This window comes from Verminephrobacter eiseniae EF01-2, from assembly GCF_000015565.1.
In the GTDB taxonomy this organism is placed as follows: Bacteria; Pseudomonadota; Gammaproteobacteria; order Burkholderiales; family Burkholderiaceae_C; genus Acidovorax; species Acidovorax eiseniae.
This window is the reverse complement of record NC_008786.1, coordinates 3,918,594-3,939,026: the sequence shown is the minus strand read 5'-3', so window position 1 is coordinate 3,939,026 and position 20,433 is coordinate 3,918,594. Positions and strand designations below refer to the sequence as shown.

Genomic DNA, 20,433 nt, shown 5'->3' with positions numbered 1-20,433 from the left:
GTTTCCTTGTCTCTTTGGTTTCCTTCGTTTCCCTTGTTCCGCCCATTGCCCGCGCCATGAAAATCACCAACGCCCGCGTCATCGTCTGCTGCCCTGGCCGCAACTTCGTCACCCTCAAGATCGAGACCGACCAGGGCCTTGCGGGAATCGGCGACGCCACCCTCAACGGCCGCGAGCTGTCGGTCGCCAGCTACCTGAGCGAGCATGTGATCCCCTGCCTGATCGGGCGCGACGCCCACCAGATCGAGGACATCTGGCAGTACCTCTACAAGGGCGCTTACTGGCGCCGAGGCCCGGTCACGATGTCGGCCATCGCCGCCGTGGACACGGCGCTGTGGGACCTCAAGGCCAAGGCTGCGGGCCTGCCGCTGTACCAGTTGCTCGGCGGCAAGAGCCGCACCGGCGTCATGGTCTACGGCCATGCCAACGGCAGCGACATCGAGCAGACGGTCGACGAGGTGCTGCGCTATGTCGAGGCCGGCTACCAGGCGATTCGCGCGCAAAGCGGCGTGCCGGGCCTGGACAAGGTCTACGGCGTCGGCAAGGGCAGGCTGTTCTACGAGCCTGCCGACGCCGACCTGCCGTCCGAGCATGACTGGTCGAGCGAGAAATACCTGCGCCACACGCCCCGGCTGTTCGAGCGCATCCGCGAAAAGATCGGTTTCGAGCCACACCTGCTGCACGACGTGCACCACCGCCTCACGCCGATCGAAGCCGCGCGCCTGGGCAAGGCGCTCGAACCCTGCCAACTGTTCTGGATGGAAGACGCCACGCCGGCCGAGAACCAGCAGGCGTTTCGCCTGATCCGCCAGCACACCACCACACCGCTGGCCGTCGGCGAGGTCTTCAACACCATCTGGGACTGCAAGGAACTGATCGAAAACCAGCTGATCGACTACATCCGCAGCACCGTGGTTCATGCCGGCGGCATCACCCACCTGCGCCGCATCGCCGACCTGGCCGCGCTCTACCAGGTGCGCACCGGCTGCCATGGCGCCACCGACCTGTCGCCGGTGTGCATGGGCGCGGCGCTGCACTTCGACATCTGGGTGCCGAACTTCGGCATCCAGGAGTACATGCACCACACCGAGGAGACCGACGCCGTATTCCCGCACAGCTACCGCTTCGAGCGCGGCATGCTCTACCCCGGCGACAGCGCCGGCCACGGCGTGGAGATCGACGAGGCGCTGGCCGCCAAATACCCCTATCAGCGCGCCTACCTGCCGGTCAACCGCCAGCAGCATGACGGCACGCTGTGGAGTTGGTGAACTGGCCAGAACCGCCGCCATGCAAACCCTGTCACCTTGCACCCTGGCCCGGCTGCCGGCCTCGGTGGCGCGCCCCGGCTACGACCGCGACGCGCTCAAGACCGGCATCGTCCACCTGGGCCTGGGCGCCTTCCCGCGCGCCCATCTGGCGGCCGTCAACGAAGCCGCGCTGCACGCCAGCGGCGACCTGCGCTGGGGCATCGCCGGCGTGTCGCTGCGCAGCCCCGACACCCGCGACGCGCTGGCGCCCCAGGGCGGGCTCTACACCCTGGCGCTGCGGGACATCGACGACAGCGGCACCCCCCGCACGGCACTACAGGTCATAGGCTGCCTGCGCCAGTGCCTGGTCGCAGCCGAAGATCCGGCGGCGGTGATCGCGCTGATCGCCCACCCGGACACCCGCATCCTGAGCCTGACCGTCACCGAAAAAGGCTACTGCCACGACCCTGCCAGCGGCGCGCTGCAGGTGCAGCACCCACAGGTGCAGCACGACCTGGCCGCGCTCGACCGGCCCTGCAGCACCCTGGGCTTCATCGTCGCCGGCCTGCGCCAACGCCGCCGCCTGGGCCTGGCGCCGGTGACGCTGCTGTCGCTGGACAATCTGCCGTCCAACGGCCACTTGCTGCGCGCACTGGTGCTGGACTTCGCCGCCCGCATCGACCCTGCGCTGGCCGACTGGATCGCCGGGCGCTGCAGCTTCCCGTGTTCCATGGTCGATCGCATCGTGCCGCGCACCACCGATGACGACCGCGCCCTGGTGCGCGCGGCGCTGGGCGTCGAGGACGCCTGGCCGGTGGTCGGCGAGCGTTTTCTCGACTGGGTGCTGGAAGACCGATTCGTCGCCGGCCGGCCCGCCTGGGAGCGCAGCGGGGCGCGCTTGGCGCAGGCCGCCCAGCCGTTCGAGACGCTCAAGCTGCGCATGGTCAACGCCAGCCACTCGGCGCTGGCCTACCTGGGGCTGATGGCCGGGTTCCAGACCGTGGACCAAGCCATCGCGCAGCCGGCCCTGCGCCGCTACCTGGAGCGCCTGATGACCGAAGAAATCGCGCCGACGCTGCCCGCGCTTGCCGGCCTGGACCTGCACGCCTACCGCGAACGCCTGCTGGCGCGCTTTGCCAACCCCGCGCTGGCGCACCGCACGGCGCAAATCGCGCTGGACGGCTCGCAAAAACTGCCCCAGCGCCTGCTCGGCACGGTGCGCGACCGGCTGGCCGCAGGGGCCTCGATCGAACTGCTGGCACTGGCCGTGGCCGCCTGGCTGCACCACCTGCGCGGCCGCGACGAGCAGGGCCAGCCCTACCGCATCCACGACCCGCAGGCTGACGCGCTGGCGCAGCAGCATGCGCTGGCCGACGCAGCGGCAGCGTCGGATAGCGCCACCACCCCCGTCCACCAAGCCACATCAGCCTGGGTGCGCACATTCAGCGGCTTGGCACCGGTGTTCGGCACCGACCTGCAGCACAGCCAGCCCTTCGTGCACGCGGTGGCCGCACAGTTGCACGCGCTGCGCACCCGGGGCGTACTGCCCACGCTGGAGGGGTTGGCATGAGCGCCGCCCGGCCGTCCGAAGGCGCTCATACCGCAGCCGAAGGCGAAGGTGCGTCAACGGGCAGCAGCACCGCCGCACTCCCGCTCGATGTGGTCACGATCGGCGAATCAATGGCCCTGCTGGTCGCCGACAGCACGGCCGCCCTGGCCGAAGAGCAGCATTTCAGCAAGCGTCTGGCCGGCGCCGAGACCAATGTGGCGATCGGCCTGGCCCGCCTCGGCCTGCGCGTCGGCTGGATCAGCCGTCTCGGCGCCGACTCCTTCGGCCGCTTCGTGCAGCGCACGGTGGCCGGCGAGGGCGTCGATTGCTCGCGGGTCGTGATCGACCCCACGCGCTCCACCGGCTTCATGCTCAAGGCCCGCAGCCGCAGTGGCGAAGACCCCCAGGTCGAGTACTACCGCAAAGGCTCGGCCGCCAGCGCGATGCAGGTCGCACAACTCGACGAGACCTACCTGCTCTCGGCCCGCCACCTGCATATGACCGGCATCTTTGCCGCGCTCAGCCCCGCCACCCTCGGCTATTGCGAGCACAGCATGCAACTGGCGCGCTCGGCCGGACGCGGCCTGTCGTTCGACCCGAACCTGCGCCCGAGCCTGTGGGCCTCGCAGCAGCATATGCGCGCCAGCATCAACCGCCTGGCGCGCTCGGCGCGCTGGGTCCTGCCCGGCATTGCCGAGGGGCGGCTACTGACCGGGCTTGCCAGCCCCGAAGAAATTGCCGCTTACTACCTGCACCAGGGCGCCGAGGCGGTGGTGCTCAAGCTCGGCGCCGATGGCGCGTACTTCCGGACGCTGGACGGCCAAGCCGGCTACAGCGCCGGCTGCCCCGTCCCCCAAGTGGTCGACACGGTGGGCGCCGGTGACGGCTTCGCCGCCGGACTGATCAGCGCCCGCCTGGAGGGTCTGGCCTGGCCCTTGGCCCTGCAACGCGCCAACTGGGTCGGCGCACAGGCGATTCAGGTGCTGGGCGATATGGAGGGGCTGCCTTACCGGCACCAACTGCCTGCTACACATATGTGAACCCATGATTTGTCGCATGGCTTGCCAAGCACGCTCCTTGAAAACAGGGGCCATATCGAAATCGACCATCCGCTGGCGGACCATCGCGCAGGCACGGCGACGATGCGGACAAGGCGCCAACTCGCAGCAGCGATGGTCGGGAATGCGCTGGAGTACGACGACGTCATCGTCTACGCCTTTCTCGCAACAGACATCGCCAGGCATTTTTTATATGCCGACATTTCTGACCCGGCACGCCGGTCTCACCCCGCAGCAGGCATTGCTCTCGAACTCCGTTGCACCCATCGTGCTGGTGATTACCACACCATATTTTGGCTGGCTCTCCGAGCGCATGGGCAGAAAACCACTTCTTCTGGCCTGCTGCATCGGATTTGCGCGGCGCTCATACCCGGTGTTCAGAATCATTTTGAACGGGCCCTGGCTGCCTGCGATCATGGCGGTCCAGATCATCATGAACCTCTTCATTGCACGGCGTGCGTGAAACTGCGCATGAAGATCTGAACTGAATACAGCAATCATGAATAGAGATATATTGATATGGGGCGCTGGCGCCATTGGCGGCACGGTGGGCGCCTACCTGTGCAGGGCCGGACTCGATGTGACTTTCGTCGACATCGATGCGCAGCATGTTGCTGCCATACGGGATCGCAAGAAGGGCTTGAGCATCTCCGGTCCCATTGACAACTTTACCGTGCACGCGGATTCATTCTTGCCGGAAGAGCTTCGGGGTCAATGGAACCGGATATTCCTCTGCGTCAAGGCACACCATACGCAGCAAGCCTGCGAGGAGCTTCTTCCATATCTCGCTCCGGACGGTTTCGTCGTCTCGCTCCAAAATGGCCTGTGCGAGCGTACCATTGCCGAAATCGCAGGGCGCGAACGGACCATTGGCGCATTCATCAATTTCGGCGCCGACTGGATCGAAGCCGGCGCAATAATGTATGGCAACCGGGCAGCCGTGGTCGTCGGCGAATTGAAGGGCGAGGATACGATGCGCCTCCGGCAACTGCTGGCAGATCTGAAACTGTTCGAACCCAGGGCCGAAGCGACGAGCAATATTTGGGCCTTCCTTTGGGGGAAACTTGCCTACGGCTCTTTGCTGTTCGCGCAAGCACTGGGCCAGGATGGCATCGCAGATTGTCTTGAGCGGCCAGAGTTGCTGCCACTGTGGAGAAAGATGGTCGCTGAAGTACTGGCCGTGGCTGAAGCGGAAGGAGTTGCCCCGTCGGGCTTCAATGGATTCATGCCCGATGCTTTCGCGCCAGCCAAAGGCACGGTGGAGGCTTCCAAAAAATCCGTGGAAAAAATGGCGGCATTCAATCGCCCGAATGCCAAAACCCACTCGGGTATCTGGCGCGACCTTGCGGTCAGAAAGCGAAAAACAGAAGTGGACGCATTCATCGGGCAAGTCGTGGCCATCGGCAAGATCCACCAGATTCAGTGTCCGGTCCTGGAAAATCTCGTGGAAATGATTCACGAGATAGAAAATGGTCGACGCATCCAGTCCAATGCCAATCTGACAGAACTGTGGAGAAAAAATGCAAATTGATTTCAAAAATGAAACCGTTGCCGTGAGCGGCGCTGCCGTCGGTTTTGGCCGATCGATTGCGCTGCGATTTGCGGCACTGGGGGCCAGCGTTTACGCTTGCGATATTCACGATGAAGCAATGGCCGGGTTGCGCGCGCATGGCGTCGTCACTGACAGGGTGGATCTCTGCCACCGCGAGGAGGCGCGCGACTGGATAAAAACCGTGGAAGCGCACGCCGCAGGCGTCTTGTCAGTGCTGGTAAACAATGCCGGTGGCGTCGCCGGTCAGACCAACAAGCCCATCGAAACCGTTGCTGATCCGGATTGGGATCGTGTCATTGCGATCAATCTGGGTGCCACTTTTGCGTTGAGCCAAGCGGCGGCGGCCGGCATGAAAAACGCGCGGGCTGGTGCCATTGTCAATATCAGTTCCGGGGCTGGATTGCGGGCCTCATTGACGGGAGTGCAAGCGTACTGCGCAGCCAAGCACGGTATATTGGGCCTGACGCGCCAATTGGCGCATGAACTGGGGCCTTTCGGGGTTCGAGTCAACGCCGTGGCCCCCGGTTTCGCTCGTACCAACGACGCTTCGGAAGCCCAATGGGTCGCAATGGGCGCAGAGGGCCAGGCGGCCTTGCTGAATCGAATTCACCTTCGAAGGCTGGTCTGTGCCGACGATATTGCCGATGCAACCGTATTTCTTGCAAGCCGGTATTCCAGCATGATAACGGGACAGATCTTGTCCGTTGATGGCGGGTACTGAATAGAAAGCGAAACATGGATCATCAGAAAACCGGGAAAGAATCTCCGTGGGAGTGGTCCGAATCGACGTGGCGCGGTTTGGTCGGGCAAGTCCGTGCCGGCCGGCCTCTGAGGCCAGACAAATGGCCAGGAGATGCACCGTGCGCAATCGCGCTGTCCTTCGATAGCGATCATGAGTCCAATGAACTGCGCGATGGTGGACATTCCATTGGACGCCTGAGCTGGGGGCAATACGGAAATCGGGTCGGGATTCCGCGCATTGAACGATTGCTCAACCAGTATGGCGTCAGATCCTCGTTTTATGTTCCTGCCGTGGTCGCGCTCCTTTACCCGGAGGAGCAGCGCAGACTTTCAGGCGCCGGCCATGAGATTGGATTGCACGGCTGGATTCATGAAATCAACACGGCCCTTCCCGGGGATGTCGAGCGTGAACTGATGTTCCGCGCCGCAGAAACGATTGAAAGCGTTACTGGTGTGCGCCCGACAGGGATGCGGACACCTTCGTGGGACTTCAGCCCCCGGACATTGAAAATTGCCGTGGAATTGGGACTTGCCTATGACTCATCGCTGATGGCAGACGAGGACTGTTATGAACTGCTCCTGAATGGTGCGCCGAGTGGAGTGATCGAGCTTCCTGTCGAATGGATCAGGGATGACGCAGTTTATTTCATGATGAACCGCTTTCAGTCCCTGCGGCCATACACCCCGCCCAAGGATGTATTTGACATTTTTTTGAAGGAGCTCGATTACGCGATCAGCGATGGTGGAATTTTTCAACTGACAATGCACCCGCACATCATTTCTGCCCGCTCCCGTATTTGGATTCTGGAAGAAATCATCAAGCACGGCAAAATCCGGAACGCATGGTTTGCAACGCACGCCGAGATCGTTGCCTACGTGAAAGACCAATGTCCGGGTGCCGAAGGTTCCGGCTGATCGAAAGCGCGGCAACGCGCTGATGCTGCGGTGCCATCGGCCTTCGAGATGCCCAAGAAGAGCAGCACTCTCGCCCTGCTTCGCACTTTGGCCGGTAGCCCGTGCGGCGCGATCGAGCCGTCCCGGACGGTCGCCTTGACGGGATGACCGGGTTCGGTGGTGGTGGGCATGTCGGGATACCAGGATGGTGCGTGGACGGACTGCCCGTGCGCGCCCACACGGCGGGTTTCTATTTCAGGCTCTCCAGGCCATCGACGTAAGCGCAAATCGCACCTGGCGTGGTGAACCACATATCGCCCTTGTCGCGCCCTTGTGCAATGTGTTGCAGCGCGCGGCGCAGGTGGCGCAGGCGATACGGCTGGCCGACCAGATAGGGATGCAGGGCGATGCCCATTACCAGCGGTTGCTTGCGTGACTGTTCGAGCATCTCGTCGAAGTTGTCGATGATGAGTTGGGCAAAGTCCTTGCCGTCCATCTGGCGCGCCACGATCATCGGGATGTCGTTGACTTCCTGCGGATACGGAATCGACCACAGGGCTTGGCCGTTGCGGGTCTTCATGCGCGTCGGCTGGTCATCGTGGCACCAGTTCAGGGTGTAGCGATAGCCGCTTTCCAGCAGCAGATCCGGCGTGGCGAAGCTCTCCGAAATCCATGGCGACAGCCAGCCGGTCGGCGCCTGGCCGCTGTGCGTTTGCATTCGGCTGCGGCAGTGTTGCAGCAGCGCCCGTTCGGCGGCTTCGTCGAGCGTGCCTTGCTGATGGGCATTGCTGTGACCGTGGCCGATCAGTTCGTCGCCGCGCGCGACGAAGGCTGCGATCAGTTCGGGGCAGTGATCATAGAGCGCCGTGTTGGCCAACACGCCGACCGGCAAGCCGAGACTGTCAAACAGCTCCAGGCAGCGCCAGGCACCGACACGGTTGCCGTATTCGCGCCATGCGTAGTTGAGCACGTCAGGCTCCGGGCACACCGGCCCCAGGCGCGCGCCCAGCCCTTGGCCAAAGGCGAAATGCTCGATGTTGAAGCCGAGATAGACGGCCAGCCCGGCACCATGGGGCCAGCGGTAATGTGGGCGCTGTATGATCGCGCAGTAACCGAAGCGGCCATGAACGGGCAGGGCGTCGAACGCAGTCCGATGGATCGACGGCGCTGCGTTTTGCGGCTCGCTGTGCATCTCTTTTCTCTTTCTGCGGGGTGTTGGGTTCAGTGGAAATACTGAAAGAATGCCTCATGTCAGCCAATAATTATAGTCACCACGATGAGCATGTGTGTATGCTCAAACCACAAGTGCAATAAAAGCGATAAAATCCAGACAAATTTTCCGGCTTTGAATCCTGATGACAGAAAACCAGATTGAGCAAGACCTCATTGCCAAGCTACGCGAGCTTAAATACACCTATCGGTCGGAGATTTGTGATAGAGCCTCGCTGGAGGCAAACTTCCGCGAAAAATTTCAAAAACTGAATCGTGTTCAGTTGAGCGACAGCGAATTTGATCGACTGAAGGACGACCTGGTTACGGCAGATGTTTTCGCGGCATCCCGGCGCCTGCGTGAGCCCGACAACTTCGAGCGCGACGATGGCACGCCGCTGTTCTACACCTTGGTCAACACCAAGGACTGGTGCAAAAACACCTTCGAGGTAGTCAATCAGCTCCGCATGAACACCGACAACAGCCACCACCGCTATGATGTGATTCTGCTTATCAATGGCGTGCCGGTAGTGCAAATCGAGTTGAAAGCCCTGGGCATCAGCCCGCGCCGGGCCATGCAACAGATTGTCGATTACAAGAACGACCCAGGCAATGGCTACGGCAAAAGTCTGCTTTGTTTCCTGCAACTGTTCATCGTCAGCAATAGCACCAATACCGGGTACTTTGCCAACAACAACAGTCGCCACTTCAGCTTTAATGCCGACGAGCGCTTTTTACCGTTCTATCAATTTGCTGACAAAAATAACAAGAAAATCACCCATCTGGACCAGTTCGCTGAAACGTTTCTCGCCAAATGCACCTTGGGCCAGATGATCAGTCGCTATATGGTGCTGGTCGCCAGCGAACAGAAGTTGCTGATGATGCGCCCCTACCAGATCTATGCTGTCGAGGCCATTGTGGAATGCATCGACCAGAACAGTGGCAACGGTTACATCTGGCACACCACGGGCAGCGGTAAAACGCTCACCTCCTTCAAGGCATCCACCCTGCTCAAGGACAAGCGGGATATAGACAAATGCCTGTTCGTGGTGGACAGAAAAGACCTCGATCGGCAAACGCGCGAAGAATTCAACAAATTTCAGGAAGGCTGCGTCGAAGAAAACACCAACACCGGAACCCTGGTGCGGCGGCTGCTTTCCGATGACTATGCCGACAAGGTCATCGTCACCACCATTCAAAAACTTGGCTTGGCGCTGGATGACAGCAAAAACTACAAGGAACGGCTGGCACCGCTACGCAACAAGCGTGTCGTATTCATCTTCGACGAATGCCACCGCTCGCAATTCGGCGAGAACCATGAGGCCATCAAGGAATTTTTCCCCAAGGCTCAATTGTTCGGCTTTACCGGAACGCCCATCTTCCGCGACAACGCCATTTACCAGCAAGTTGAAGGCCAGCAGGCATCTTACAAAACCACGAAAGACATCTTTCAGCGGGAATTGCACGCATACACCATCACCCACGCCATCGCCGATTGCAACGTACTTTGCTTCCATATCGACCATTACAAGCCCCAAGGCAAGAACAAGCCCAAGCCGGGCGAGAGTGTGCAGAAAAAGAAAGTCATCGAAACCATTTTGAACAAACACGACGCTGCCACCGCCGGTCGCAAGTTCAATGCCATGTTGGCCACGGCTTCGATCAACGACGCCATTGAATATCATGCCCTGTTCAAAGACATTCAAGCCAAGAAGCAGGCCGCAGACGCCTATTTTCAGCCACTGAATATCGCTTGCGTGTTTTCGCCGCCGGCCGAAGGCAACAAAGACGTGCAGCAGATTCAGGAAGACCTGCCGCAAGAAAAAGCTGACAACGATGAAGCATCGGACCAGAAAAAAGCCGCGCTCAAGGTCATCATTGCAGATTACAACGCAGGCTTTGGCACCAACCACAGCATTGGCGAATTCGATCGTTACTATCAGGATGTGCAAAAGCGCATCAAGGACCAGCAATACCCCAACCAGGACTTGCCCCACAAGCAAAAGATTGACGTGACGATCGTGGTGGATATGCTGCTCACCGGTTTTGATTCCAAATACCTCAACACCCTCTATGTCGACAAGAATCTCAAGTACCATGGGCTGATTCAGGCGTTCTCACGCACCAACCGCATGCTGAACGATACCAAGCCATACGGCAATATCCTGGACTTTCGCCAGCAACGGGAGGCCGTCGATGAGGCTATCATCCTGTTCTCCGGCGAAAGCCTCGACCGCGCCAAAGAAATCTGGCTGGTAGATGCTGCCCCCACCGTGATTGGCAAACTCGATAGCGCTGTCACCGAGTTACAGAAATTTATGCAAAGCCAAGGACTTTCCTACGAGCCGGAGGATGTGAACAATCTCAAGGGCGACGCAGCGCATGTCCAGTTCATCAAGCTGTTCAAAGAAGTGCAGCGCTTAAAAACCCAGCTTGACCAATACACCGATCTGAGCGTCGAGCACAAACAAAGCATCGAAGCCCTGCTGCCCGAAGGCACCTTGCGCGCCTTCAAGGGCATGTATCTGGAAACCGCCCAGCGCCTGAAGAAAAAACAGGGCAGCGATGTGGCCAGTGACGAAGTGCGGCAACTCGATTTTGAGTTCGTGTTGTTTGCCTCTGCGATGATTGACTACGACTACATCATGGGCCTGATTGCCCGCTACTCGCAGCAAACACCGGATAAGCGCGAAATGTCCCGCCCCCAATTGATTGGTCTGATCCAGTCCGATGCCAAATTCATCGACGAGCGTGATGACATCGTTGCCTATATCGACACCCTGCAAGTGGGCAAGGGATTGAGTGAAGAAGACATTCGCCACGGTTTCGAGCGCTTCAAGGCAGAAAAGAGTGCGAGAGAATTGGTCGGGATTGCCGAGAAGAACGGATTGGACAGCACTGCCCTGCAAACCTTTGTGGAAGGCATTCTGCGCCGCATGATTTTCGATGGGGAACAATTGACTGACCTGCTGGCCTCGCTGGAGTTGGGTTGGAAAATCAGGCGGCAAAAAGAACTGGCGTTGATGGAAGACCTGATTCCGTTGTTGCACAAACGCGCTCAAGGGCGGGAGATTTCAGGGTTGGCGGCGTATGAGCAATAGACAATACATTGCCATGAATCCTGGCCTGTTATCTTGGGCACGCGAGCGTGCCGGACTGGATGAACTCGCCTTGGCGCGCCGCTTTCCAAAATTGACCGAATGGGAAGCAGGCAAGGCACAGCCGACACTGCGACAACTGGAAGATTTTGCCCACGCGGTGCATATTCCCATTGGCTACTTGTTCTTGCCCCAACCAGTGCAGGAAGCGCTGCCCATTCCTGATTTCCGCACCTTGGCTGACCACGCCATCACGCGCCCCAGCCCAAATCTGTTGGACATGCTTTACCTATGCCAACAACGGCAGGATTGGTATCGCGACCACGCACTCACTCATGCGTTGCCCGCCCTTGATTTCATTGGCAGTGCCAGCACCGGGGACGACCCGGCGACAGTCGCCCAAGCCCTGAGCAAAACCTTGCAACTTTCTCTGGCGCAGCGCCAGCAATTGTCCAACTGGAGTGAAACCCTGCGCCAATTCATGGTAAGTGCAGAAAAGGCCGGCGTGCTGGTGATGGCCAGCAGCATCGTTGGCAGCAACATTCACCGCAAGCTGGATGTGAGGGAGTTTCGCGGCTTCGCCTTGGTCGACAATCTGGCGCCGCTCATCTTTCTCAATGCGGCAGATAGCAAGGCCGCGCAAATGTTTACCCTGGCCCACGAAATGGCGCACCTGTGGCTGGGTGAAAGCGGTGTTTCTGACACTGAAGCGGGACGCCTGCCCGAACAGGCCATCGAGCGCTGGTGCAATGCCGTCGCTGCTGAATTGCTGATGCCAATGCGCGCCACCCGTGCAGCGTATCAACCCGAACTACCCTTGCCGGAAGAAATTCAGCGCTTGGCGCGGCAGTTCAAAGTCAGCACGTTGGTGGTCTTGCGCCGCTTGTTTGATGCCGGCTTCATCACCGAAGCCGTTCTCTGGCAAAACTACCACGAGCAATTGCAGCGAATCCAAGCGCTTGATGTGCGCAGAGGTGGCGGCGACTTCTACCGAACGCTGGCGGCGCGCACCGGCACACGCTTCGCCCGCGCAGTGCTCGCCAGCACGCTGGAAGGCCAGACATTGTTCCAGGACGCCTTTCGCATGTTGGGGATAAAAAAGAGCGCCACCTTCTACAAGGCGGCGCGCGAACTGGAGGTAATGACATGACCTACCTGCTCGATGCCAATGTCTTTATTCAGGCCAAAAATCTGCACTACGGGCTGGATTTTTGCCCTGCCTTCTGGAACTGGCTCATCGAGAAAAACGCCGCAGGCCAAGTGTTCAGTATTGACAAGGTAGCCGACGAAATTGCCGCAGGTGCCGACGAGTTGACCGACTGGATACGGCAACACAACGGCAAGCTGTTCCGCAAGACCAAACCACATATCGTTGACCAATTCGGCAAAGTCAGCGCCTGGGTTACAGGGCAAGGCTATGAACCGGCGGCCATCAGCACCTTCTTGCAAGTGGCAGATTTCTACCTGATCGCCCATGCATTGGCAGAAGCCCATGTGGTGATTACCCATGAAGTGCCCGCCAACTCCACCCGGCGCATCAAGATTCCCAATGTTTGCACAGGGCTTGGTCTGCATTTTATGACACCTTACGAAATGTTGCGCCGCGAGCAAGCGCGGTTTGTGCTGGGTGGTGTATGAGCAAGGATATGAACAAGGGCTTGGTGCCGAAACTGCGTTTTCCTGAGTTTCGGGATACAGGAAAGTGGAAGGAGAAAAAGCTGGGTGATTTTTCTCAAATTTTACGAGGAAGCTCTCCGCGACCTATTGATGAATATATGACTTCTGATTTTAATGGTTTGAATTGGCTAAAAATTGGTGATGTAGCTCAAGATTCTAAATATGTCGTGCTCACAAAAGAAAGAGTTTTGGCAACCGCATTAAGTAAAACCAGAGAGGTTAATCCTGGAGATTTAATCATGTCAAATTCAATGAGTTTTGGGCGACCTTATATTTTAAAAATAAAAACATGCATACATGATGGTTGGATTGCTGTTGCCAAAATTGATGAACAGGTAAGCAAGGATTATCTTTACTATTTAATTTGTCTCCAACCAGTCAGAAGTATTTTCTAAATAGTGCGGCCGGTAGTGGCGTTCAAAATTTAAATGCCGATATTATAAAGCAACTTCCAATTTTAATCACCAAGTATTCCGAACAACAAAAAATCGCTGACTGCCTTTCTTCCATCGACCAACTGATCGCAGCAGAAGCTCAAAAACTCGATACGCTCAAGGCCCATAAAAAAGGGCTGATGCAGCAGCTTTTCCCGGCTGAAGGCGAGACTTTGCCCAAGCTGCGCTTTCCTGAGTTTAAGGATGCAAGGGTGTGGGCGTCCTGCGATCTTGGCTCCAGAACGATCAAAGTCGGTAGTGGAATCACGCCGAATGGCGGCGATAAAAATTACATCAATGCAGGTAGGCCATTCATTCGTAGCCAGAACATTGATTGGGGTGAATTACTTTTGAATAATGTTGCATTTATTGATGATGAAACTCATGCTTCCTTTGTTTCCACAAAAATAAATGATTCTGACGTTTTTTTGAATATCACCGGAGCATCAATTGGAATAAGTGCCATTGCTGATTCAAGAGTCATCGGCGGCAATGTTAATCAGCATGTCTGCATTATTCGTCTCAAACAAAAAGAGTTGAACCCAACGTTTCTCAATCAGTACTTGCTATCACAATATGGCCAGCGGCAGATTGATAGTTTTCAAGCAGGAGGAAATAGGCAAGGGCTAAATTTTACCCAGGTGCGATCTTTTTCCATTCCGACTCCATCAAAAATGGAAGAGCAAATCAGAATTGCCGATTGCCTATCCAGTATCGACGAATTGATCAACGTGCAAAGTCAAAAATTCGAAGCTCTGAAAATTCATAAAAAGGGCCTGATGCAGCAATTATTTCCCACTGCTGAGGAGGCGATCGCATGAGTGCGACAACTTCGTTTCACAGTGATATAAAAAATACCCTTGAACAGGCGCGTCGCAAGGCATGCTTGGCGGTGAGCGCCGCAATGGTGGAAGTCTGCTGGCTCGTTGGCAAGCGAATTGTGCAAGAAGAACAGCAAGGCCAGCACAAAACCCAATACGGCAAGCGCCTGATTGAAGACCTTTCCCGAGCAAGATATTCTCTACTCAGCGTGTAGAGAATTGAGCCGAAGCAGTCTGCGTTTGATCTCTTGTAGTTTACCAAGCCACCGAATCCGCGCAATAACCCATGCGATAAACTACTTGGAAAATCCAAAATGCTTACCGATATCTTTGCCTACCGCTATTTAGACCAACCAATTTGGTCGAACTACACAGAAATAGAACAACGGTTACTCAATCAAGTGTTTGGTGTCGTTAAGGATGCCTTGCTTCCCTATTCACATGACGGCAATGTGAATGAACGTAAAAATAAATGGAAAATACTTCACGACAAATTGGCGCGCGAGTTAGGAGTTGCCGAGCTTTCCACTCGATATTATTCGGTAACTCAAAGGAACGCCTTTGGGCAAGAGTTTCCTGTCTCCGGTTTGTTTCCTTGGGATCACGTATGCGAGCAATTCGTCAATGCTAGTTATTCTAGACAGTGCGAGGCTGATCGCTTTATCAAGGAGCGAATCAGTTTTATCGAACTGGCGTTAAGACTCAGAGGCGATGATATTGCATCTGCCAACTCGCAGTTAGCTTCAGAAATACGCAAGGCGAAGATAACGGACGCTTGTAGGAGCGGAGGGCCCCTGGGCAATTCAGTGGATTTGATAGTGAATAATAACAAGGTGCTCAATTCAGCCTTTGAAACTCAGATAGACGAATTAAATGAACGCTTTCGCCGTGCAAAAGCACCTCTGACCTATCATAATGGCTTCATCCAACTCGCAATTGATCAACATATCGAGAAAGAAATCAGGAAACCGTTCTGGGATCTTGTGTCTGATCCCCTTTGGAGAAACGTTGACACCGATATGAAGGAAGCTCTTGACCGCAGGGATTCTAATGATAGGGATTCGGTGATTTTCGCCACGAAGGCTCTCGAAAGTGCGATTAAGATAATTTCGGACACCAAAGGATGGACTCGTGGCACGGAAAACGGTGCATTGCAGTATGTAGACAATCTTATAAGTAAGGCAAATGGTAGTTACTTGGCTACTTGGGAAGGTGATATGCTGAAAGACTACTTTCGGAAAGTCCGAAATCCAATTGCTCACGGTTCAGGTTCAGAGTCAATGCCAGAACTAACGCTATTCCAAACGGATTGGGCGATTGAAGCAGCGATGTCTTGGGTGCGGACGTTGATTAGAAGAATGTAATTTGTGATTACCACCTGCGTTTCATAAAAATTGATATTTTTGACAAACCACGGCGCTTTGATTCCAAATGCGGTTTATACTTCAAAAAATTCTGAACGGCTTTCTGAGCCGTTACCCTTTTAACCCCGAACTATTCCCGGAAGCATCCGGGGAAGCACAGGCATCATGACTGAACAAGATCAGAAACAACTGGGAAGTATTCTTTGGAATATTGCCGACCGACTGCGCGGCGCGATGAATGCGGATGACTTCCGTGACTACATGCTGTCCTTCCTCTTCTTGCGTTATTTGTCAGATAACTACGAAGCAGCCACCAGGAAAGAATTGGGGTGCGATTACCCTGCACTGGAAAGTGAAGACCGCCGCGCACCTTTGGCCGTTTGGTATGAACAAAATCCATCTGATACGGATGATTTTGAAAGGCAGATGCGCAGCAAAACGCATTATGTGATTCGACCAAAGTACCTCTGGGGCAGCATTGCGGAAATGGCCCGCACACAGGATAAGGACTTGCTGCGCACCCTGCAAGAAAGTTTCTCTTACATCGAGAATGAATCCTTTGCCAGCACCTTTGACGGTCTATTTTCAGAAATCAATCTGAGTTCGGAAAAATTGGGCAAAAGTTACACCGAACGCAACGCCAAGCTCTGTAGCATCATCCAGGAAATTGCCGATGGCCTGACGAAATTTTCCGTCGATAAAGACACGCTAGGTGATGCCTATGAATACCTCATCGGCCAGTTTGCCGCCGGTTCCGGCAAGAAGGCGGGTGAGTTTTACACGCCACAGCAGATTTCCAGCATTCTTTCCGCCATCGTCGCGCTCGACAGCCAGAATCCAGCCGCCGGTAAGAAAAAGCATCTGAATAGCGTGCTCGATTTTGCCTGCGGTTCTGGCGCACTATTGTTGAACGTGCGCAAGCAGCTTGGCCCCAATGGAATCGGCAGAATCTACGGGCAGGAAAAAAACATCACTACCTACAACCTGGCACGGATGAATATGTTGCTGCACGGGGTGAAGGATTCGGAGTTCGAGATTTTTCACGGTGACACCCTGATCAATGACTGGGACATGCTGCGTGAAAGTAACCCGGCCAAGATGCCGAGATTTGATGCCGTGGTAGCCAACCCGCCCTTCAGCTATCGTTGGGACCCCACCGGGGCGATGGGCGATGATGTGCGCTTCAAGAACCATGGCCTCGCGCCAAAATCTGCTGCCGACTTCGCTTTTCTGCTCCATGGTTTTCATTATCTGAAGCAGGAAGGCGTCATGGCCATCATCCTGCCGCACGGCGTGCTGTTCCGTGGCGGTGCAGAAGAACGCATACGCACCAAGCTGCTGAAAGACGGTCATATCGACACGGTGATTGGTTTGCCGGCAAACCTGTTTTTCTCCACCGGCATACCGGTGTGCATTCTGGTGCTGAAAAAATGCAAGAAGCCCGATGATGTGCTGTTCATCAACGCCGCCGAGCACTTCGAAAAAGGCAAGCGGCAAAATCGCTTGCTGCTTGAACATATCGACAAGATCATCGATACCTATCGGTTCCGCAACGAAGAAGAACGCTATGCACGCTGCGTGTCGATGGAGGAGATCGAGAAAAATGACTATAACCTGAATATCTCCCGCTACATCAGCACGGCACAAGCAGAGGAAGAGGTCGACCTCGCAGCCGTCAATGCCCGCTTAGTGGATATTGAAAAGGAAATCGAGAAGGCGAGAAATGAGCACAACGAATACCTTAAGGAGTTGGGGCTGCCGCTGCTTTCATGATGAGAGTTGCAAGGGTCTTGGCGCAAGGCACTTGGCCCGCTTGCGAGCGGCCCAAGCGCGGCGCACGGGCGATCCAGGTGCCGAGCGATATGAAACGAACGGGCCGCCTTGCCGGCACCCGTTGCCGGGATGACGATGATGCCGGGCCGGGTCATGCGTGCGCCCAATCGCAAGCGATCGACCGCGCTTGGGCTGGCTCGGGCGAACCGTGTGAGCCGTGTGAACCGTGTGAACCGGCCTGGATTCTGATGCCGTTTTTTCGGATCAGATGGCCGAAGTATTCGTGGTCGCGCAAGATGGCTTGTGCAAACTCGGGGGCGTCGAGATAAGCCCAGCCCAGGGTGAGCTTGTTCAAGCCGTCCTTGAACACCGGGTCTGCCGCCACGTTGCGCGCCACCGATCGCATCGTGTCGATCACCGGCGCCGGGGTGCCTCGGGGTGCGGCCAGGCCGCGCCAGGTGCTCGATGCCAGGTCGATCTTTCGTTCCTTGAAGGTCGGCACGTTGCCGAATGCGGCGATGCGTTCGTTGGCCATGATGCCGAGCATCTTGAGTTTGCCGGCTTGCACATGGGGGCCGACTTCCGCCGGGCTTACGTCCAGTGCGTCGATGTGCCCGCCGAGCAATGCCACGACGGCTGGCGCGGCGCCTGCGTAGGGGATGTGGTTGAATGCCACGCCCGCCTTGTCCTCCAGGCCGATGGCCGACAGGTGGTAGACGGAGCCGCTTCCGCCATTGCCGACCTTCATCGCGCCGGCCTGCGTTTTCGCGGCGATGAGGAATTCCTCCACTGTGTTCCATGGCGCGTCTGCGCGCACCGTGATGGCGGCCGGGTCGGCATTCAGGCGCGCGATCGGCTCGAATTTCGTGTGGTCAAACTTGGCAAGGCCGAGGTGGGGCAGTGTCGTCACCTCGGCGGTCAACATGCACAGTTTGTAGCCGTCGGGGCGGCTGCCCAGCACGTCGTTCATACCCACGATGCCGCTGGCGCCCGGCTTGTTGTTCACCACGAAGGACTGTTGGGGCAGGTGCTTCCTGGCGGCTTCGGCGAAGACGCGGGCCAATGCGTCGGTGCCGCCGCCGGCAGAGGCCGGCACGATGATCTCGATCGGGCGGCTCGGAAACCCGTCAGCCGACGCGCGGGCCATGACCCAAGGCAGGGCAGCCATGCCGAGCGATTGCAGGAGTTGTCGCCGGCGCCACACGGCGCGCTTGGCCCCAGCGGCTTTGGCGGATGCATCGGGGTCGCGTTTTCTTGCAGGCATGCTTTTGTCTCGATGGGTTGGATGTCGGGTCTGGCCGTTTCTCAGCCCGGTTGCCGGCTCGGTGGCGCCTATTGGCCTCAGCGCTGGCTGCGCGCGGTCGATCGGGTCACGATCAGCACCAGAGTGGCGCCGAGTGCCAGGCATGCCGCCAGGAAGAACATGGGCGCGATCGTGCTGCCGGTGCGGTCTTTGATCCATGGCACTGCGTTCTGGGCGATGAAGCCTCCCAGGTTGCCGACGGAGTTGATGGCGGCCAATCCGGCCGCTGCGCCGGCGCCTTTGAGAAAGCGCGTCGGCAGGCTCCAGAAAACCGGCACCCCCGAGAAGATGCCGGCCGCTGCCAGACACAGGAACATGAACTGCAGCGCCGGGGTTTGCAACAGCGCCGACAACAGCAGGCAAAGGGCCCCGAAGAATGCCGGTGCGACGATGTAGGGTGTCTTCGAGGCGGCATGCGCGGCCGCCCGGGGAACGGCGTACAGACCGATGGCCACCAGCACCCACGGGATCACATTGAGCAGCCCGTTGTTCGTGTTGCCGACGCCAAAGCCCTTGACCACCGTGGGCAGCCAATAGCTTGTATCTTTAAACCGGCCCAGCGCGGTAGAGTCTGAACGCCGTTGAGGCGGCCAGACGGGCCCGTGCAGTTTGGTAGCGGCTGGGGTGATGGAGCCCGTGACTGAGTACAGAACGCACGGCCGCCGCGCTGGTCTTCGTGAAGCCCGAACGGTTACGCGCGCCAAGCTTGAGCGCGCATGCACAAGCAAGGGATCTGAAGATCATGTCTGTTACCTCAATGACGGTGGGCATCGACGTAGCCAAGGCGCACATCGATGTCTGTGTGCTGGAGCCCAAGAGCGGGGCCCAGCGGTTTACCAACGATGCTGAAGGCCACTCGGCCCTTGCAGCGCTTTTGCAGCCCCTGGATGTGGGCCTGGTGGTAATGGAGGCCACCGGTGGCTACGAGGTGGCGCTGGCGTGTGCCCTGCAGGCCGCAGGCCTGCCCGTGGCGGTGCTCAATCCGCGCCAGGCGCGCGACTTCGCCAAGTCCATGGGCCGGCTGGCCAAGACCGACGCGGTCGATGCACGCATGCTCGCGGAGCTGGCCGCGGTGCTGCTGCGCCGCGAAGACCTGAGCCGCTTCCTGCGCCCCCTGACCGACGAGTGCCAGCAGTGGCTGGCTGCGCTGGTCACACGCAGGCGCCAGCTGCTGACCATGCTTCATTCCGAACGCCAGCGCCTGCAGATCACCCCCGCGAAGCTGCACCCAAGCATCGAGGCCATCGTGGCTGCCATCAAGGCACAGCTCAATGAGCTGGAGACGCAGATGGTGGGCCATGTGCGGGAGCACTTCGGCGATCTGGACCGGCTGCTGCAGTCGGCCGCAGGCGTTGGTCCGGTGGCCAGCGCCACGATGATTGCCGAGTTGCCCGAACTGGGCCGGCTCAACCGGCGCGAGATCGCAGCCCTGGTAGGCGTGGCGCCCATGGCCAACGATTCCGGCAGCAGCAAGGGCCGACGACGGGTGCAAGGAGGACGCTTCGAGGTCCGGCGTGTGCTGTACATGGCAACGCTGACTGCCACTCGCTACAACCCGGCCATCAAGGCCTTCTACGAACGCCTCAAGGCTGCCGGCAAGCTGCCCAAGGTCGCTCTGGTGGCGTGCATGCGCAAACTCCTGACCACGCTCAACGCCATGGTCAGAACCGGCAAACCTTGGGATAAATCGCTGCACGGCACTTGACTCGGAAG

The 20,433-nt window shown here is 57.9% G+C and carries 19 protein-coding genes; 16 read left to right on the top strand and 3 right to left on the bottom strand.

What is annotated here, in order from left to right; all coding sequences use genetic code 11:
* The first annotated feature begins 56 nt into the window (after positions 1-56).
* The 7 genes from manD to VEIS_RS17225 are packed head-to-tail and all read left to right on the top strand — an operon-like array spanning position 57 to position 7,062.
* Positions 57-1,268 carry a D-mannonate dehydratase ManD gene (gene manD / locus VEIS_RS17255; RefSeq protein ID WP_041950130.1) on the top strand — a complete coding sequence of 404 codons (1,212 nt, stop codon included), beginning with the start codon at positions 57-59 and terminating at the stop codon, positions 1,266-1,268.
* A gap of 19 nt (positions 1,269-1,287) precedes the next feature.
* Complete coding sequence (locus tag VEIS_RS17250) at positions 1,288-2,817, top strand: mannitol dehydrogenase family protein (protein WP_011811269.1); 1,530 nt, start codon at positions 1,288-1,290, stop codon at positions 2,815-2,817.
* Positions 2,814-3,836 carry a sugar kinase gene (locus tag VEIS_RS17245; RefSeq protein WP_011811268.1) on the top strand — a complete coding sequence of 341 codons (1,023 nt, stop codon included), beginning with the start codon at positions 2,814-2,816 and terminating at the stop codon, positions 3,834-3,836. Before VEIS_RS17250 ends, VEIS_RS17245 begins: the two co-directional genes overlap by 4 nt.
* 4 nt (positions 3,837-3,840) lie before the next feature.
* The gene (locus VEIS_RS28980) at positions 3,841-4,317 is read left to right on the top strand and encodes an MFS transporter (protein WP_157048562.1); all 477 of its coding nucleotides are present in this window, start codon (positions 3,841-3,843) and stop codon (positions 4,315-4,317) included.
* A 36-nt stretch (positions 4,318-4,353) separates the two neighbouring features.
* Positions 4,354-5,385 (top strand): ketopantoate reductase family protein, encoded by a 1,032-nt coding sequence (locus VEIS_RS17235; RefSeq protein WP_011811266.1) that lies wholly within the window; start codon positions 4,354-4,356, stop codon positions 5,383-5,385.
* Positions 5,375-6,127: an SDR family NAD(P)-dependent oxidoreductase gene (locus VEIS_RS17230; protein ID WP_011811265.1), complete on the top strand. Its 753-nt coding sequence runs from the start codon at positions 5,375-5,377 to the stop codon at positions 6,125-6,127. The genes VEIS_RS17235 and VEIS_RS17230 overlap by 11 nt, the downstream gene beginning before the upstream one ends.
* Before the next feature lie 14 nt (positions 6,128-6,141).
* Positions 6,142-7,062: a polysaccharide deacetylase family protein gene (locus tag VEIS_RS17225; RefSeq protein ID WP_011811264.1), complete on the top strand. Its 921-nt coding sequence runs from the start codon at positions 6,142-6,144 to the stop codon at positions 7,060-7,062.
* Positions 7,063-7,291: 229 nt separating this feature from the next.
* On the opposite strand, the gene VEIS_RS17220 is transcribed toward VEIS_RS17225, so the two are convergent.
* Positions 7,292-8,233, bottom strand: a complete 942-nt coding sequence (locus VEIS_RS17220) for a polysaccharide deacetylase family protein (RefSeq protein ID WP_011811263.1) — start codon at positions 8,231-8,233, stop codon at positions 7,292-7,294.
* A 163-nt stretch (positions 8,234-8,396) separates the two neighbouring features.
* Here VEIS_RS17220 and VEIS_RS17215 point away from each other — a divergent pair, with 163 nt between their 5' ends.
* From VEIS_RS17215 to VEIS_RS17195, 8 genes are all read left to right on the top strand, one after another.
* Entirely contained in the window at positions 8,397-11,351 is a 2,955-nt protein-coding gene (locus VEIS_RS17215) for a type I restriction endonuclease subunit R (protein ID WP_011811262.1), read from the top strand.
* Positions 11,341-12,498 carry an ImmA/IrrE family metallo-endopeptidase gene (locus tag VEIS_RS17210; protein ID WP_011811261.1) on the top strand — a complete coding sequence of 386 codons (1,158 nt, stop codon included), beginning with the start codon at positions 11,341-11,343 and terminating at the stop codon, positions 12,496-12,498. The genes VEIS_RS17215 and VEIS_RS17210 overlap by 11 nt, the downstream gene beginning before the upstream one ends.
* A complete protein-coding gene (locus tag VEIS_RS17205; RefSeq protein WP_011811260.1) occupies positions 12,495-12,986 on the top strand; it encodes a DUF4411 family protein in 492 nt (163 codons plus the stop codon). The genes VEIS_RS17210 and VEIS_RS17205 overlap by 4 nt, the downstream gene beginning before the upstream one ends.
* An 8-nt stretch (positions 12,987-12,994) precedes the next feature.
* Complete coding sequence (locus VEIS_RS28975; RefSeq protein ID WP_157048561.1) at positions 12,995-13,420, top strand: restriction endonuclease subunit S domain-containing protein; 426 nt, start codon at positions 12,995-12,997, stop codon at positions 13,418-13,420.
* A complete protein-coding gene (locus VEIS_RS17200; protein ID WP_011811259.1) occupies positions 13,390-14,280 on the top strand; it encodes a restriction endonuclease subunit S in 891 nt (296 codons plus the stop codon). The genes VEIS_RS28975 and VEIS_RS17200 overlap by 31 nt, the downstream gene beginning before the upstream one ends.
* A complete protein-coding gene (locus tag VEIS_RS29860) occupies positions 14,277-14,495 on the top strand; it encodes a DUF1016 N-terminal domain-containing protein (RefSeq protein ID WP_011811258.1) in 219 nt (72 codons plus the stop codon). Before VEIS_RS17200 ends, VEIS_RS29860 begins: the two co-directional genes overlap by 4 nt.
* 99 nt (positions 14,496-14,594) lie before the next feature.
* Positions 14,595-15,644: an AbiJ-NTD4 domain-containing protein gene (locus VEIS_RS26705; protein ID WP_011811257.1), complete on the top strand. Its 1,050-nt coding sequence runs from the start codon at positions 14,595-14,597 to the stop codon at positions 15,642-15,644.
* Between the two features lie 165 nt (positions 15,645-15,809).
* The gene (locus VEIS_RS17195) at positions 15,810-17,417 is read left to right on the top strand and encodes a type I restriction-modification system subunit M (RefSeq protein WP_011811256.1); all 1,608 of its coding nucleotides are present in this window, start codon (positions 15,810-15,812) and stop codon (positions 17,415-17,417) included.
* Between the two features lie 151 nt (positions 17,418-17,568).
* On the opposite strand, the gene VEIS_RS17190 is transcribed toward VEIS_RS17195, so the two are convergent.
* Both VEIS_RS17190 and VEIS_RS17185 read right to left on the bottom strand, forming a co-directional pair.
* Positions 17,569-18,681 carry a Bug family tripartite tricarboxylate transporter substrate binding protein gene (locus tag VEIS_RS17190; RefSeq protein WP_157048560.1) on the bottom strand — a complete coding sequence of 371 codons (1,113 nt, stop codon included), beginning with the start codon at positions 18,679-18,681 and terminating at the stop codon, positions 17,569-17,571.
* Positions 18,682-18,758: 77 nt separating this feature from the next.
* A complete protein-coding gene (locus VEIS_RS17185) occupies positions 18,759-19,241 on the bottom strand; it encodes an MFS transporter (protein WP_198137885.1) in 483 nt (160 codons plus the stop codon).
* A 221-nt stretch (positions 19,242-19,462) separates the two neighbouring features.
* Between VEIS_RS17185 and VEIS_RS26700 the strand changes: the two genes are divergently transcribed.
* Positions 19,463-20,425: an IS110 family RNA-guided transposase gene (locus tag VEIS_RS26700; RefSeq protein ID WP_011808318.1), complete on the top strand. Its 963-nt coding sequence runs from the start codon at positions 19,463-19,465 to the stop codon at positions 20,423-20,425.
* Positions 20,426-20,433: the final 8 nt, after the last annotated feature.